Below are 16,199 nucleotides of genomic sequence, written 5' to 3'. Positions count from 1 at the left end.
AAAAGATTTATAAATATTACAAGAAAAATAGTAAAATTAAAAAAATATACCGTCAAAAAAGGGTAGATGATGTTTGATAAAAATTACAAAATTGATGATTTGATGGGGTTTGATGAAGAATATGTGTTGCATACCTATACGCGTAAAAAAATTCGCTTTGCTTATGGAGAGGGATGCAAATTATATACTCCTTGCAGCAAAGAATTTATTGATTTTGGAAGCGGGATTGGAGTTTGTAGTGTAGGGCATGGAAATAAAAAACTGGCTCAAGATATTGCCCATCAGGCTAGAGATTTGATTCATCTATCTAATCTTTATTTGATAGAACCTCAAGCATTGTTGGCTAAGAAAATAATAGAGCTTTGTGGGTATGATATGAGGGTGTTTTTTAGTAATTCAGGTGCCGAAGCCAATGAATGTGCCATAAAAATTGCCAGGAAATTTGGAGAAAAAAATGGAAAAATTGATAGATATAAAATCATCACTTTAGAATCAAGTTTTCATGGACGCACAATAAGCACACTTAAGGCTACAGGTCAAGATAGAATGCACCAACATTTCGCGCCTTTTCCGGATGGGTTTATGCGCGCAAAGGATATAGATGATATTTATAATGTGATAGATTCAAAAACTTGTGGGGTTCTTCTTGAGCTGATTCAAGGAGAAGGGGGAATTTTTCCAATGGATAAACAAAAAATACAAAATCTGGCAAAATTTTTAAAGCAAAAAGATATTCTCTTGATGGTTGATGAAGTCCAAAGCGGGATTTATAAAACAGGAGAGATATTTGCTTCAAATCTCTATGGAATAACTCCGGATATTATTAGCACTGCTAAGGGGCTAGGAGGTGGCGTCCCTATAGGTGCTACTTTGACGAGACTTAAAGATGTTTTAGAGCCCGGTGATCATGGGAGTACATTTGGAGGAAATTTTCTTTCTACAAGAGCAGGGTTAAGCGTGCTTGAAATTTTGGAAGAGGAATACCGATCTAAAAGATTGGCAGCAACCATACAAAATTTCCATAAATATTTAGATGAAATGCTAAAAGATTTTCATCAATTATTTATAGAAAAAGTAGGTATTGGCTTGATGTGTGGCTTAGTAGCAAGAGATGAAAAAATTCAAAAAAAGATAATTGATAATGCGTTTGATGAACAACTTTTGATATTAAAATCAGGCAGAAATGTAGTTAGATTTTTACCTTCTTTGTTGATAACTTCTCAAGAAATCGAAGAAGGCTTTCAGAGATTTCAAAAAGCTTGTAAAAACATATGAATTTTGCTTCTTATATGCGTGATTGGTTGTATGGAAAAGAAGGTTATTATCGTTATAGCAATATAGGGAAAAAAGGAGATTTTTATACATCTGTTTGTGTAAGTAAATTTTTCGGTGGAAGCATTGCTTTTTATTTGTTAAGACAATTGGAAGAAAAAAAATTAAAATTACCCCTTAAAATTGTAGAAATTGGCGCAGATAAGGCACAATTAATAAGTGATATTGCACAATTTTTACAAGTTCTTTCAGAAGGCGTATTACAAGAGTGCGAGTTTATTAGCATTGAACCCTTAGATGAATTAGCAAACTTGCAAAAAGATAATTTTTTGCGACATACAGGGTTTGATTTAAAATCTTATTTTTGCTTTAAAGATTTAAAATTGAAAGAAAATGATTGTGTATTTATTGTTTGTAACGAAGTTTTTGATGCTTTAGTTTGTGAAGTGATTTATGAGGGAAAAATGGCTTATGTTGATAAACATCAGGTAGTTTGGAAGGATATTTCTCCTGAAATTTCTTCTTTAATGGGTCAATATCAGATTTTCAAAGGTGAATTACCTATAGAGTTGGAAAGTTTTATTTCTGAAATTTTAGAAAATTTAGAAAAATGTGAAAAATGGGAGTTTTTAATATTTGATTATGGTCAATGGGAAGCTAGAAATGATATTAATTTGAGAGTTTATCAAAATCATCAGGTAAAAAATTTTTTTGAAGTCCAACAAAATTTAGAAAGCTATTACCAAAAATGTGATGTTACTTATGATGTGAATTTTTCATTACTTCACAACGTTTTTACTTCTTTGGGAGCAAAACAATTATTTTATATGCCTCAGGGAAAGGCTTTGATAGAGTTGGGATTACTGGATTTGCTTGAAAAATTTGCACAAACAACATCTTATAAAAATTATTTAAGAGAAGTTGCTAAAGTAAAAACTCTCATTAGCCCCGGCGGACTAGGAGAAAGATTTCAGACAATTAGCTTTAAAAATCAATAGAGATGAATTATTCCTCAGCTTGTTTAGGGTAACAAAAGCGATAACCTCTTCGACGAACTGTTTCGACAGTGGAAATATTTAAGGGTTTATCCATTTTTTGTCTGATTTGATTGATGGCTACTTCAATGACATTTGGAGTTACAAGCTCAGGTTCTTCCCATATAGCATCAAGGAGTTGTTCTTTAGATACTATTTGATCGCGATGTCTGGCCAGGTGAGTGAGAACTTCAAAAGGCTTTCCTTTGACTTCAATCTCTTTGCCTTTATAAGTTATTTTTTCTTCATCAGGATTGATGATCAAATCTTCTATTTCAATAATGCTTGATCCCCAAAACCTAAGTCTTGCCTCAATTCTTGCAACCAATACATCTAAATCAAGAGGTTTTATAATATAATCATCCACCCCTGCTTTAAATGCTTCAACTTCTTGTTCGGGTTTTGATTTATGAGAGAACATAATAATAGGCACACGAGGATATTTTGTTTTGACTTGAGGAATAATATTGATACCCTCCCCATCAGGAAGTTTTGAACTAGTCAACACTAAATCATAGTTTCTGATACTTACAAAATATTCACCATCTTTTAAATTTTCTGCTATATCAGTCTGATAGCTATGTTTATTCAGAAATTCACTGATAGTCTTGCTTGATGTACAATCATCTTCTATTATTAAAATACGCATTCGCTAATCCTTAAGCTAAAGTAATAAATGATTAAATCTGTAGGATTATAACATAGTTTTAGATTAATTTAAACAGATATTCTTTAGGAATTTTATATTTTAGAGGTTGTTAGTTAATTATATACTTTTTCTTTATATAATTTTTCTAACCAAATTGAGTATTCAGTTTGGCCAGATGCACAAGGTAGAGTCACCTCCCCCTCCTTTCTCTATCAAATATGTGCATCGTCTCCTTTTTGTTTTGTTAAGTTATAAAAACACAATTTAATGTTTATGGGTTACCTCTTGAGAAAGGGGTAACCTTATCTAAAAGTCAAAGTTAGTTAAAGTTATTTTTGGATTTCTTAGAGAAAATTTACTAAGGACATTTGGTTGATTTTGCTTGTTGAGGCTAGAACAGCATTGTAATTTGTAGTAAGATTGGAAAATTTATTATAAGTTTCTGCAAGATCTGCACCAATTGTTTCGCCCTTTATGGATTCAACTTGAACTTTTAAAACTTCATTCCTTCTGATAATATTCTCAAATGTTTTACTGTGAGCGCCATTGAGCGCAATCATTTTTTCAATATGATCGCTTAAATGATCAAAAACGCTAAGTCCATTTTGTATTCCTATTTTTCTCATATCTTGTGTGTAATTTTCTCCAAAACTATCGGGTCTATAAATGCCTCGTCTTACAGAATCAATCATATCATCAATTTGTTCGAAAAAATTAATATCAGGCTCATCAATATTTAAAGCATTATTGGCATTCAATCGAATGTTTGCAGTGGTGTTTTTGATTGCTTGAGAAGAAAAATCGTTTGTTGAATCATTATAAAGCATAAATCTCATTTTGCTTAAAGAATGAATATTATCTTGAATTTCTATTTTTCCATTTTGTGTTAGATTGATAGAAACTGATCGCTTAGCTTGTTCAAGTAAGGATTCATAAGCTTTTTTGTTTTCTTGAGTGGGGGTATTATCCCTATTTTCTGCAGCCAGATAAGCTTGTGCATTTTGATTGCTATAATTAAGCGCTATACTCATAGCATCCATAAGTTGTCGGTAAGTAACATCATTGGCTTTTGTAATTGTGATTGCAGGAGGTTCATCATGGGGATTATAAAGAGGAATAATATATTCAGATTTATTAGGGGTTTTGCTTGGAAGTTTTAGATAAGAACCTTTGTCGTCAAATAATATTTGTGCTTCAATAGGGATACCGTTATGATCATTGAGTTTTAGGGTATAAGATTGTCCATTGATACTTCCCCCTGCGACTTCAGAGAGCTTGGTTTCAGGAGTAGCAAAACCACTTCCATCCGATAGGACTTGAGAGATATTGCCAAGTAATTTGGGACCTTTATTTATAAAATAAGTTTTTTCATATTCGTTTTCATAATCTGTTGGAATTGCTTGGGTCTCCAGTTTATTCTCATCAAGTGTTTTCAATGAAATGCTAAAACCATGTTCGCCATCAAAAGGCGGAGTTTTGCTATCATGTTCCTTATTTTTGATGTTATCATCGACTATGCTCAATCTCCCATTAGAAAGCTCTACTTCCAGCTTTCCTCCAAAATGATTTTTGATGTTATCCATTAGGTCTTGCATAGTGGCGTTTTCTATATCCATGTAAAGAGGTTCTATAGGATTTGTATTGATTGTGCCATCTTCGTTATTAGGGCGTGTTCCTTTTATTTCCAAAACAGAAGCATCGGGTCCTAAAATATCTGTAAGTTTTGTATTTTTGGTGGCTGCAGCATTATCTTTGTCAATAAAAGCTGTTGGTATTCTTGTATATCTAAAATCGTAATTATCTGTTCTTCCTTGTATGGTGCTGAGAGATCTATCAGTCAAAAAAGGACTTTTGTTGAAAGAAGTGATTCTAGCTCCTTTTGTTTGTAATTCTTCAATATTATCAACATCAACATCGCTTGAAATAAGATTAAAATCAATGGTTGAGTTTCCGGGTTTCAAATCTCGGATTTGGATTTGTCCCCATGCATTTAGTGAAATATCTACAACTTTATTTTGAGGAGTATTCCCAAATTCTTTACCAATTTGAGTTAATAAATCATTTACAGTGGTTGCATCGCTTTTGTTTTTATAAGCTTTATCCATGCTAAATTTTGCTTTGAAGGCTGTTCCATCAGGTTTGATACCACGGAGATAAAAAAATTCTTTTTTATCATTAGTGGTATCTAAGTCATTATCTCCTATCATATCTCTTAGGGTATCTTCCGGTTTGATATAAACTTCTTGAGGAGTGTCAGTTCTATGGATAGCATCCATTATATCGGGATGTAATTTGCTTTGATTTAACATTTTGATATTTGAAGTAATTATTTTTTGTTTATCTGAATCTCTTCCAAAAAATAATTCATGTCCGGTGATATTGTAAGGGACAAGATTATTTGAGCTAATAAGGGCATTAAGTTTTTCATTATTTCCATAATAATTACCTTGCCCATCAAAAGGTGGCCTATCTACCTTGCTCCCTGCAAATAAAAAATCCCCTCCAATTGAGGTATTGGCAATATTAATAATATGATCTTTGAGTTTTTCCAAATCACTGGCGATAGCTTCCCTGGAGTTTGGTGAATGAATATCATTAGCAGCTTGAAGTAGCTTTGTTTTGAATTCAACCATGGTTTGGGATAATTCACTAAGAGCTTTATCTGTGTTTAGTGTAGATGTATGAGAGTTTTTGGCAATATCTATACCTTGATCAAGGGTGGTTTTTTCATATTCTAATTTTAGATTTTGATTGTTAATACTGCTGTCTTGATAACCATATTGAATTTTTAATCCGGATGCTATTTTTGTATTCATATCATTGAGTTTGTTCTGGAGAACATTTTGGTAATAATTCATTTGATTATATTTAGTCCCAAAAGTTATACGCATACCACGCCCTTAAAAATTAAAAATCAATTATTTTCAAGCAAAAATAATTCCATTTTGGATATATCGGAGTATTGGGTAAATGGTTAATGGGTTATTGATTTAATATTGTCTCTTCTTGTATTGAAAAAGGGATTTTCTTTTTATTCCATTGTTTGTTTTTATAGATAAGGGGTTCATCTTTATTTTTCAAAGAATCTGAAGATTGAGAATATTCAACAGGCTGAGAGGGTTGTGTAGAGTTTATCTTGGAGTATTTTTGCTTTGATTTGAGTGAAGCAGGTAAGGGTAGCCTTTTGATTTCGCCTTTTTGTGTAATTTCTATAATTCCAATTGCCCGGCGAGTGCGATTATCTATCAAAAGAACCTGATTGGACTTCAAAGGATAATTTTCAAGATCTTCAAGAGTAACAAAAGTGTCTGCTAAAAGCAGGTTAAAGAGTATGGTTAGCCAAATAATAACCTTCATAAATAAAAGCCTTTTTTGAGATATTTTAGATACAATTACAAACTATATTATAAGTTAGAAATATTTAAAAATATATTTATAAGGAGACAAAATGAAAATTATTTCTACTTTCAATGCTCCACAAGCTATAGGACCTTATTCTCAAGCAGTTGTGATTGATAATTTAATTTATACTTCCGGACAAATAGCGCTTAAAAAAGATGGGACTTTTTTAGAGGGTGATATCCGTTCTCAAACCAAACAAGTTTTAGAAAATCTTAAACTTATTTTAGAATCCGAAAATAGTTCTTTGTCAAAAGTGATCAAAACAACAGTTTTTTTAGTTGATATGAATGATTTTGCGGATTTGAATCAAATATATACAGATTATTTTGGAGATCATAAGCCTGCCAGAAGCACTGTAGCGGTTAAAACTTTACCAAAAAATGCTTTGGTAGAAATTGAATGTGTTGCTCATAAGTAAATTTTTATATCTTGGATGAGACATCAAAATTATCATGGAAATTTGGGTAGTTTAAAGTAAATATTAGGTTTTTTTGAATAAAATCTATTTTTTGTTTCGCAGAAATAATAATTTATTGATTGAGTTATAGGCGTTTCAAAGGAAGAATAACTTCGTAAGGAATAAGCAATGTATGCAGTATTTAAGAATGGAGGCAAGCAATACAAGGTCCAAGAGGGAGATATTATCCTGCTTGATAAAATGAGCCTTGAGCCAAAGTCAAAATTAGAATTGAACGAAGTTTTAGCTATTTGCGATGAAGATAAGCTTAGTCTTGGCAGTCCTTTTATAGAAAATGCCAAAATAGAAGCAGAAGTTATCAATGAAGGCAGAGCTAAAAAAGTTGTAACATTCAAAAAAAGAAGACGAAAAGATAGCAAAACCAAGAGAGGTTTTAGACGCGATTTTACTCGAATAAGAATTTTGAAGATCGTAGGATAAGGAGCAAAAATGGCACACAAGAAAGGTCAGGGTAGTACTCAGAATAATCGTGATTCTGCAGGTCGGAGGTTAGGCGTAAAAAAATTCGGCTCACAATTTGTGCGGGCAGGAAATATTATTATACGTCAGAGAGGCACAAAAATCCATCCGGGGAATAATGTAGGTATAGGAAAAGATCATACAATTTTTGCATTAATTGATGGGATTGTTAAATTTCAACAAAAAGATAAATATCGCAAAAAAGTTTCTGTTCTCCCTGCTTAATATTTTATATCCTAAAAGATGTTTTTATACGTCTTTTTGGAATTTCTCTTTACTCCCTGTATTTTTATATTATTTGATTATTTTATGACAAAACTTAATTATCATTAGTTTATTTTTTAATTTATATTATTTTAATAATATTTACCTACTGATTATTGTTATTTATTTAAATTAACTAAGTATTGAAGAAATTTTTATGAGAATGTCTGCAATTAAATGAGATTACCAAAGAATAACAGCTTGCTCAACTCAAATCAAAAAGCACTCCATGTCATTAGATTGATTATGATAGAATTCAGACTCAATTGGGTGAAGATAGGGGATGAAGTAATTATCTCTTGACAATTACCATGAATATGTTAAGAGACTAAGACTTATGAATAATAATGAGAAAATTTGAAAGAGGTTTTGAATTATGAAATTAAAATTGAGAAATACTAAGTAATTTGACGTACTTAAAAGTTTCTCAATGAGATTTCAAAAAATTATTAAAATTTAGGAAAATTCTTTATGTTTGTAGATAATGTGGATATTTTTATTGCTTCAGGAAAAGGAGGGGCGGGGGCTGTTAGTTTTAGGAGAGAAAAATTTGTCCTAAATGGTGGTCCTGATGGGGGTGATGGGGGCGATGGAGGCGATGTGTATTTTGAAATTGATAAAAACGCAGACACTCTTTCGAGGTTTCGTGGGACAAAGCATTATAAGGCTAAAAATGGACAGCCCGGCGGAGGAAAGAATTATAGCGGGAAAAGAGGTGAGGATATTATCATAAAAATTCCCCCCGGCACACAAATTTTTGATTTTAATACCAATGAATTGTTATATGATTTTACTACACAAGTAAGTAGAACGAAAGTCTTATCAGGAGGTAAGGGAGGGCTTGGTAATGCCAGGTTTAAAAACTCTATTAATCAACGACCTACTTATGCCCAAAGTGGTTTGATTGGAGAAGAATGTCATATCCGATTGGAATTAAAATTAATCGCAGATGTAGGGTTGGTTGGTTTTCCAAATGTGGGTAAATCTACATTAGTTTCTGTAATTTCAAATGCAAAACCACAAATAGCTGATTATGAATTTACTACTCTTGTGCCCAATCTTGGAGTTGTAGAACCTGATGGTATGAATTCTTTTGTTATGGCTGATATTCCCGGTATTATTGATGGGGCAAGTGAAGGAAAGGGATTGGGTATAGAGTTTTTAAGGCATATTGAGCGCACAAAGCTTTTAGTTTTTCTTATTGATATTAGTAATTATAGAGCACCTTTTGTGCAATACCAAAAACTCAAATTAGAATTAAAAAAATTTTCGAAAGAACTTTATAACAAACCCTTTGGAATTGCAATAAGTAAAATGGATACTCTGGAATCTTGTTCTGAGGTATTAAATGACTTTTATATTTCTTTAGGTGTAAAGATTTGTGAAGATAGAATTTTTGGTTTAGATGAAAAGTGGGATTATGCTATTTATAAAGATTTTTTTGGAAAAGAAAATAAACAGAATTTGTCTAATCCGCTTTTTGTTATCCCTATTTCTTCTTCAAGCCACATCAATACAGATGCTTTAGGATTTGTATTGTTAAAATCTTTAGAAATTTTGTATGGGCACAAGAAGTGAAGCGTTTAGTGATCAAGGTAGGTAGTTCCATTATAAGTAATGGTGATTTTATTGCCATGGATAGAATAAAAAATCTAGCTATTTTTTTGAATTCTCTTAGACAGAAATACCAAATTATATTAGTGAGTTCGGGAGCTGTTGCCAGTGGCTATACAAAATTATGTTTGGATAAAAGCAAATTAGAAAACAAACAAGCATTAGCAGCTATTGGACAGCCATTATTAATCAATGCTTATCAAAAAGTTTTTGATAGTTTTGGAATTTTTGTATCTCAATTGTTGCTTACAGGCTATGATTTTGATTCAAGGATCAATACTGAATATGCAAGTAAAACTATTGAGGTTTTGTTAAAAAATAATGTTTTGCCTATTATTAATGAGAATGATTCTACTGCTATTAATGAGCTAACATTTGGGGATAATGATCGTTTGAGTGCTTATGTCGCTTATTATTTTGGGGCTGATATGTTGGTAATATTAAGTGATATTGCAGGGTATTATGATAGCGATCCTCATGAAAATAAAAATGCTCATCTGTTGAAGATTGTTCATCAAATTCCCCAAGAAAAGCTTATTTCACACTACAATCCTCATGGTAATTTTGCAACAGGTGGTATTGTAACAAAGCTTCTGGCTGCAGATTTTTTGTTGCAAAAAAATAAATCCATGTTTTTATGCAACGGGCTTGAATTAGAAGATGCCGGTTCTTTTTTGCTTCAAGGTATTCATAAGAGTGGGACATTGTTTATTGTCAAAGACGAGAAGGGACAATGAGAGTTTTATTTATGGGCACTCCCGGTTTTGCCAGAATAGTTTTAGATAAATTGCTTCAAGATTCTTATTTTGAAATTGTTGGAGTATTTGCCCAACCTGATAGACCTTTTGGTAGAAAACAAGAGATGAAACCTCCGCAGACAAAAGAATTGCTTATGATTAACAATAATAGTATCCCTATTTATCAACCTGAGAAATTAGATGAAAAAAGTATTTACGCAATTGAAAAACTGCGACCGGATGTAATTTTGGTGGTGGCTTATGGAAAAATATTGCCTAAAAAAATACTATGCATAGGGCGCTGTATCAATCTTCATGCTTCGATTCTTCCAAAATATCGCGGAGCTTCTCCAATACAAGAGATGATTTTAAATGATGAGAAATTTTATGGTGTAAGTGTCATCGATATGGAAGAAGGGCTTGATAGCGGCAATATTTTGGGAATCAAGGCTTTTAGAGTCAAAGAATATCTAAACATAGAATCACTAAGTATAAAATTAGCCAATATGGGCAGTATGCTCATAATAGATATCTTGAAAAATATAGAAAGAATACAACCGCTAAAACAGCTGTCTCTAGAGAGTACTTATTGCAAGAAAGTGCTTAAAGAAGATGGCTTGATTCTTTTTGATGATGCGAAAAAAATTTATTTAAAATCTTTGGCTTATTGGCTTTGGCCTCATATTTTTACCCATGAAGGTTTAAAATTATTTGATATTTGTGTTGTATCACAAACTCAAAATTGCAGAGCAGGTGAAATTATATCTATAGATCAAGATGGGGTTTTAATAGGTTGTAAATGCGGGGTTATAAAAGTTCAAAAGATCCAATCTCCAAGCAAACAAAAAATAGAAGCAACCGCTTATGTGCGTGGCAAAAGATTAAAAGTAGGAGATATTCTAATATGATACCTATTGAATATTTTGAAGAATTGCCTTCGACACAAATTTATCTTTTAGAGGGTATTAAGACCCATCAATTATCCTCTCCAATTTGTATTGTTGCCCGGAAACAAACTGCCGGTATTGGGAGTAGGGGGAATGTTTGGGAGCAAGTCCAAGAAGCATTGACTTTTTCTTTTTCTTTGAAAAGTTTTGAGTTACCCCTAGATCTTCCTTTGCAAAGTGCTTCTATATTTTTTGGTTTTATTTTTAAAGAAGTTCTTAATTTGATGGGATTTGATATATGGCTAAAATGGCCTAATGATTTGTATATTAAAAATTCCAAAGTGGGTGGGGTCATTGTAAATATTTACAAAGATAATATAGTGTGCGGTATTGGGCTTAATATTTATGGAAAAGAATATGCTTCTTTAGAAAAACAAATCCATAAAATAGAGGTTTTGGAAGAATTTTTAAAAAAAATTAGAAATACTTATAAATGGAAGGAAATTTTTAGTAAGTATGAGTTAGAATTTGATAGGAATTTTGGATTTTCATTTCATCAAGGGAATGAAATTTTTGATTTAAAAGGTGCTAAATTGTTGCCTGATGGAGGAATTTATTTAAATGGTAAGAAAATATATAGCTTTAGATAATGAGGTGGAATATGTGTGAGATTATAGCTGTTGCAAATCAAAAAGGTGGCGTAGGAAAAACAACGACCGCAGTTAATCTTGCTGCTTCTTTAGCATTAGCAGAAAAGAACGTTTTATTGATAGATTTTGATCCTCAATCAAATGCGACAACAAGTTTAGGATTTCGTAGAAATGATATTGAGTTTGATATTTATCATGTGCTGATGGGGAGTAAAAGATTATCTCAAATCATTCAAAAAACAGAAATGCCTTTTATGCATTTAGCTCCTTCAAATATTGGATTAGTAGGTATAGAAAAAGAATTTTATAATAAAAAGATTGCCGGTAGAGAATTGATATTAAAAAAGAAAGTTCAAGAAGTCATTAATTTGTATGATTTTATTATTATTGATTCTCCTCCTGCATTGGGGCCTCTCACAATTAATGCTCTTTCAGCTGCTGATTCTGTGATCATTCCTATACAATGTGAGTTTTTTGCGCTTGAGGGTTTAGCACAACTTTTAAGCACGATAAAAATTTTACGTGATTCTATTAACCCTAAGCTTGAAATTAAGGGATTTTTGCCAACAATGTATTCATCTCAAAATAATCTTTCAAAACAAGTTTTTGCTGACTTATCCCAACATTTTGATACAAAATTATTTAAAGATAAAAACAATAATTCTTATATTATTGTCCCTCGTAGTGTGAAATTAGCTGAATCTCCAAGTTTTGGAAAACCTGTTTTGCTTTATGATGTAAAGTCAAATGGCAGTATTGCTTATCAAATATTAGCTCAAACAATACTGCAAGGAGCTTGATTTGGCAAAAAAGAATTTAGCATTAGGAAGAGGCTTGGGTGCTATATTGAGTGAAGTGGGGCAAGCTTATGAAAATAATCTTTCAGATAATTCTGAACTTGTTGTTGAGTTAGATATCGATAGCATCAAGCCAAATCCCTATCAACCCAGAAAACATTTTTTACATGATTCTGTTCATGAGCTTTCTGAATCAATTCTTGAACATGGATTATTGCAACCCATACTTGTTTATGAAGATCAAAACAATGATTATATTTTAATAGCAGGAGAGAGGAGGTTGAGGGCTTCAAAGCTGGCCAATCTTAAAACTATCAAGGCGATTGTTGCAAATATTGATATAACAAAATTAAGAGAGATTGCCCTTATTGAAAATATTCAAAGAGAGGATTTGAACCCCATTGATTTAGCTAATTCTTATAGAGAATTGATTGATGATTATAAAATTACTCATGATGAATTAGCAAAAAAGATTAAAAAATCTCGAACACAAATTACCAACACAATGAGGTTGCTAAATCTTCCGGGTGAGATTCAAAAATTGTTATTAGAAGAAAAGATTACTCAAGGGCATGCAAAAATGCTCTTATCATTAAATAATGAAGAGCAGAAAATCGCACTAGGTTCTATTATAGGTCAAAAGCTTTCTGTGAGAGATACAGAAATGCTTGTAAAAAAGATTAAAACCTCAGATAATATTCACAAAACCTCTCTAAAATCACAGGATAAAATTATTTCTGATCAAAAAATTATAAAATTAAAAACTTTACTCAAACAGTATTCTATTTTAAGTTTTATAAAAAATAATTCTCTTGTGCTTGAGTTTTCAGATAAATCAAAGATTGATGAGATAATTAGAAAATTATCATCCGAGTAAGATCTTTATTTAAGGTATTTTTTGATAAAATTGTGCATTCACAATAATCTTACAAGTAGGAGTTAAAATGAGTATAACAATAAATCCTTATTTGATGCTCTTAGTTTTTATTGTATTTATGATCACTCTTTATTTGCTTAATATTTGGCTGTATAGACCTCTTCTTACATTCATGGATAATAGAGAAGCTTCTGTTAAACAAGATCTCCAACATATACAAGATAATACACAAGAAATATTAGAAATTGAAAAAGAAATCAAACAAATACTAGAAAACGCACGTATACAATCATCCCAAATTATAGAGGAAGCAACGAATGAAGCTAAAATAGCTTATGAAGCTAAAATATCAAAAAAGAAAGCAGAATCTGCTGTTAAAATTGAAGAATTTTTTAATGAACTTCAAGTACAAAAAAATGATTTAAAGAATCAGCTTCTTGTAAAAATGGAAGATTTTGAAAATTCTTTAAAATTAAAAATATCTCAAATATAAGGGGAAAATGGGTGAAATATATTGTTTTATTATTGTTTTGCACCTCTTGTTTGTTTGCTCAAGAAGTCAATATTTCAGATACAGATATTGTTGAGCGAGTCATTAACTTCGTTATTTTTCTGGCAATTTTATGGTATTTTGTTGCAGATAAATTGAAGCAAATATTTGTCTCGCGTAGAGAGGGGATTGCTAAGAAACTTAATGAAGTCCAAGATAAATTTAAAAATGCAAAAAAAGAAAAAGAACAAGCTTTAAGAAAGCTTGAAGAAGCTAAAGAAAAAGCATCTGATATGTTAGCGATAGCAAAAAAAGAAGCCTATCTTATTGCGCAAAAAATTGATGAACAATCTAAGTCTGATATTGAACATCTTATTAAAAATAATGAAATATTGATGGATTTTGAACAAAAAAAGATGGAAAAACAAGTCGTTGATGAGATACTTTCTGAATTATTTAAAACAAAAACAAGCTCTCTTGAGATTTCTGATTATATTCATATCTTAAATAAAAAGGTTGCTTGATGATTAAAATAATTGCTAAAAAATATGCAAAAGCCATTATTGAAGATATGTCAACCTCTGAGTTAGAAATATTTTTAAAAAATCTAAAAAAGGTTGCTCAGGCTTTTTTTATTCAAAAATTTTCTGATATTATTTATTCTCCTTATATCTCAAATTCAGATAAAGAGAATTTTGTGCTTGGTTTTTTTGAAGACAAAAATAACAAAATGGTTAATTTCATGAGGCTTTTAGTTTTTCATCATAGACTTGATATTATCCCTTTTGTTTGTGAAGTGCTTCAGGCATATATTAACCAAAAGAACAAAACTTATACAGGGTTATTGTATTTGGATAAAGAAGTGGATTCCGGTATCTTGAAACAAATAAGAGATAATTTATCTTTGAGTTTGAAAGTTGATTTACAAATCCAACAAATCATCACTCAAATACAAGGTATTAAACTTATCATTGATGAGTTGGGTATAGAAATTTCTTTTTTAAAAGAAAACTTTTTCACTCAATTGAAATTACATGTGCTCAAAGCAATTTAAATTAAAAAAGGAGTAAAAGCGTGGTAGCAAAATTAAAGCCGGAAGAGATAAGCTCTATTATCAAAGAGAGAATAGAAAATTTTGAAATTAATGTTGATATTGCCGAAACCGGAAGAGTCATTGCTTATGCAGATGGGGTTGCCAAGGTTTATGGTCTAAAAAATGTGATGTCTTATGAAATGGTTGAGTTTGATACAGGCGACAAGGGACTTGCTTCTAATCTTGAAGAAGGTAGCGTAGGTATTGTTATACTGGGTGCCGGAAATAATATCAAAGAAGGAACTTCTGTTAAAAGATTGGGTAAATTAATGAAAGTTCCGGTCGGAGATGTTGTAGTAGGAAGAGTCATTAATACATTAGGAGATCCAATAGATGGAAAAGGTGTTATAGAGGCGACAGAATACCAATTTATTGAGCAAAAGGCTCCCGGAATCATGGATAGAAAATCTGTTCATGAGCCTCTCCAAACAGGCATTAAAGCTATTGATGCTTTGGTTCCTATTGGTAGAGGACAAAGAGAGCTTATTATTGGAGATAGACAAACAGGAAAGACAACGGTTGCTATTGATACTATTATCAATCAAAAAGGACAAGATGTTATTTGTATCTATGTTGCAATTGGTCAAAAAGAATCCACTGTCGCTCAAGTAGTTCGCAAACTTGAAGAATATGGCGCGATGGAATATACTGTGATTGTCAATGCTTCAGCTTCAGATTCTGCAGCTATGCAATTTTTAGCTCCTTATACAGGCGTTACTATCGGTGAATATTTTAGAGACAATGCAAGGCATGCACTTATTATATATGATGATTTGAGTAAGCATGCTGTGGCTTATAGAGAGATGTCCTTGATCTTAAGGAGACCACCCGGAAGAGAAGCATTTCCGGGAGATGTGTTTTATATCCACTCAAGATTATTAGAAAGGGCAGCAAAAGTCAATGACGAAAAAGGCGCAGGATCTTTAACTGCTTTACCTATTGTAGAAACTCAAGCAGGCGATGTATCTGCTTATATCCCTACGAATGTTATTTCTATTACAGACGGTCAGATATTTTTGGAGACTGACTTGTTTTATTCAGGTATTAGACCTGCCATTAACGTAGGGCTTTCGGTTTCTAGAGTAGGGGGAGCTGCCCAAATTAAGGCAACAAAGCAGGTTTCAGGTACATTGCGATTGGATTTGGCACAATATAGGGAACTACAAGCTTTTGCCCAATTTGCATCAGACTTAGATGAGACCAGCAGGAAACAGTTAGATAGAGGACAGAGAATGATTGAAGTCCTCAAACAATCTCCTTATTCACCTTTACCTATTGAGAAACAAGTTGTTATTATTTTTGCAGGGACAAAGGGCTTTTTAGATGATATACCGGCGAATAAAGTTGTAAAATTTGAGAGTGAGCTTTATCCGTTTTTGGAAGCAAAATATCCTAAAATTTTTGAAGATATTAGAATGAAAAAGGCATTAGATAAAGATCTGGAAAGCAATTTAACAAAAGCTTTAGATGAGTTTAAAATAAGTTTCACAGCTTGA

General features: G+C 31.9%; 18 protein-coding genes. 15 read left to right on the top strand and 3 right to left on the bottom strand.

The genetic code is table 11. From position 1 onward, the window contains the following. The first annotated feature begins 69 nt into the window (after positions 1–69). Together BKH45_RS06100 and BKH45_RS06095 are read left to right on the top strand one after the other, a co-directional pair. On the top strand, positions 70–1,275 hold the full coding sequence (locus tag BKH45_RS06100; protein WP_095274600.1) for an aspartate aminotransferase family protein: 1,206 nt from the start codon (positions 70–72) through the stop codon (positions 1,273–1,275). Beyond that, positions 1,272–2,270: an SAM-dependent methyltransferase gene (locus tag BKH45_RS06095; protein ID WP_095274599.1), complete on the top strand. Its 999-nt coding sequence runs from the start codon at positions 1,272–1,274 to the stop codon at positions 2,268–2,270. The genes BKH45_RS06100 and BKH45_RS06095 overlap by 4 nt, the downstream gene beginning before the upstream one ends. A gap of 7 nt (positions 2,271–2,277) precedes the next feature. Here the strand turns inward: BKH45_RS06095 and hsrA are convergent, their stop codons facing one another. From hsrA to BKH45_RS06080, 3 genes are all read right to left on the bottom strand, one after another. Next, complete coding sequence (hsrA, locus tag BKH45_RS06090; protein WP_095274598.1) at positions 2,278–2,955, bottom strand: homeostatic response regulator transcription factor HsrA; 678 nt, start codon at positions 2,953–2,955, stop codon at positions 2,278–2,280. 344 nt (positions 2,956–3,299) lie between these two features. Next, positions 3,300–5,846 carry a flagellar hook-associated protein FlgL gene (gene flgL, locus BKH45_RS06085; protein ID WP_095274597.1) on the bottom strand — a complete coding sequence of 849 codons (2,547 nt, stop codon included), beginning with the start codon at positions 5,844–5,846 and terminating at the stop codon, positions 3,300–3,302. A gap of 91 nt (positions 5,847–5,937) precedes the next feature. Then, positions 5,938–6,312, bottom strand: coding sequence for a hypothetical protein (locus BKH45_RS06080; protein ID WP_095274596.1), 375 nt, complete (start codon positions 6,310–6,312; stop codon positions 5,938–5,940). Positions 6,313–6,403: 91 nt separating this feature from the next. Between BKH45_RS06080 and BKH45_RS06075 the strand changes: the two genes are divergently transcribed. From BKH45_RS06075 to atpA, 13 genes are all read left to right on the top strand, one after another. Continuing rightward, complete coding sequence (locus BKH45_RS06075) at positions 6,404–6,775, top strand: RidA family protein (protein WP_095274595.1); 372 nt, start codon at positions 6,404–6,406, stop codon at positions 6,773–6,775. Between the two features lie 168 nt (positions 6,776–6,943). Beyond that, positions 6,944–7,255, top strand: coding sequence for a 50S ribosomal protein L21 (gene rplU, locus BKH45_RS06070; protein WP_095274594.1), 312 nt, complete (start codon positions 6,944–6,946; stop codon positions 7,253–7,255). Positions 7,256–7,264: 9 nt separating this feature from the next. After that, entirely contained in the window at positions 7,265–7,519 is a 255-nt protein-coding gene (gene rpmA, locus BKH45_RS06065; protein WP_095274593.1) for a 50S ribosomal protein L27, read from the top strand. A gap of 510 nt (positions 7,520–8,029) precedes the next feature. Continuing rightward, positions 8,030–9,136 carry a GTPase ObgE gene (gene obgE / locus BKH45_RS06060; RefSeq protein WP_095274592.1) on the top strand — a complete coding sequence of 369 codons (1,107 nt, stop codon included), beginning with the start codon at positions 8,030–8,032 and terminating at the stop codon, positions 9,134–9,136. Next, entirely contained in the window at positions 9,133–9,909 is a 777-nt protein-coding gene (gene proB / locus BKH45_RS06055) for a glutamate 5-kinase (RefSeq protein ID WP_095274591.1), read from the top strand. Before obgE ends, proB begins: the two co-directional genes overlap by 4 nt. Then, positions 9,906–10,817 (top strand): methionyl-tRNA formyltransferase, encoded by a 912-nt coding sequence (fmt, locus tag BKH45_RS06050; protein ID WP_095274590.1) that lies wholly within the window; start codon positions 9,906–9,908, stop codon positions 10,815–10,817. Before proB ends, fmt begins: the two co-directional genes overlap by 4 nt. Beyond that, a complete protein-coding gene (locus tag BKH45_RS06045) occupies positions 10,814–11,446 on the top strand; it encodes a biotin--[acetyl-CoA-carboxylase] ligase (protein WP_095274589.1) in 633 nt (210 codons plus the stop codon). The genes fmt and BKH45_RS06045 overlap by 4 nt, the downstream gene beginning before the upstream one ends. A gap of 11 nt (positions 11,447–11,457) precedes the next feature. Then, entirely contained in the window at positions 11,458–12,246 is a 789-nt protein-coding gene (locus BKH45_RS06040) for an AAA family ATPase (RefSeq protein WP_095274588.1), read from the top strand. Position 12,247: 1 nt separating this feature from the next. Beyond that, positions 12,248–13,120, top strand: coding sequence for a ParB/RepB/Spo0J family partition protein (locus tag BKH45_RS06035; protein WP_095274587.1), 873 nt, complete (start codon positions 12,248–12,250; stop codon positions 13,118–13,120). Positions 13,121–13,187: 67 nt separating this feature from the next. Continuing rightward, on the top strand, positions 13,188–13,613 hold the full coding sequence (locus BKH45_RS06030; protein WP_095274586.1) for a FoF1 ATP synthase subunit B': 426 nt from the start codon (positions 13,188–13,190) through the stop codon (positions 13,611–13,613). Between the two features lie 11 nt (positions 13,614–13,624). Next, positions 13,625–14,134, top strand: coding sequence for a F0F1 ATP synthase subunit B (locus tag BKH45_RS06025; RefSeq protein WP_180675671.1), 510 nt, complete (start codon positions 13,625–13,627; stop codon positions 14,132–14,134). Next, on the top strand, positions 14,134–14,664 hold the full coding sequence (locus BKH45_RS06020; protein WP_095274584.1) for a F0F1 ATP synthase subunit delta: 531 nt from the start codon (positions 14,134–14,136) through the stop codon (positions 14,662–14,664). The genes BKH45_RS06025 and BKH45_RS06020 overlap by 1 nt, the downstream gene beginning before the upstream one ends. A gap of 20 nt (positions 14,665–14,684) precedes the next feature. Further along, positions 14,685–16,199 carry a F0F1 ATP synthase subunit alpha gene (gene atpA / locus BKH45_RS06015; protein ID WP_095274583.1) on the top strand — a complete coding sequence of 505 codons (1,515 nt, stop codon included), beginning with the start codon at positions 14,685–14,687 and terminating at the stop codon, positions 16,197–16,199.

This window comes from Helicobacter sp. 11S03491-1 (genome assembly GCF_002272835.1).
In the GTDB taxonomy this organism is placed as follows: domain Bacteria; phylum Campylobacterota; class Campylobacteria; order Campylobacterales; family Helicobacteraceae; genus Helicobacter_J.
This window is presented reverse-complemented; position numbering and strand designations above follow the sequence as displayed.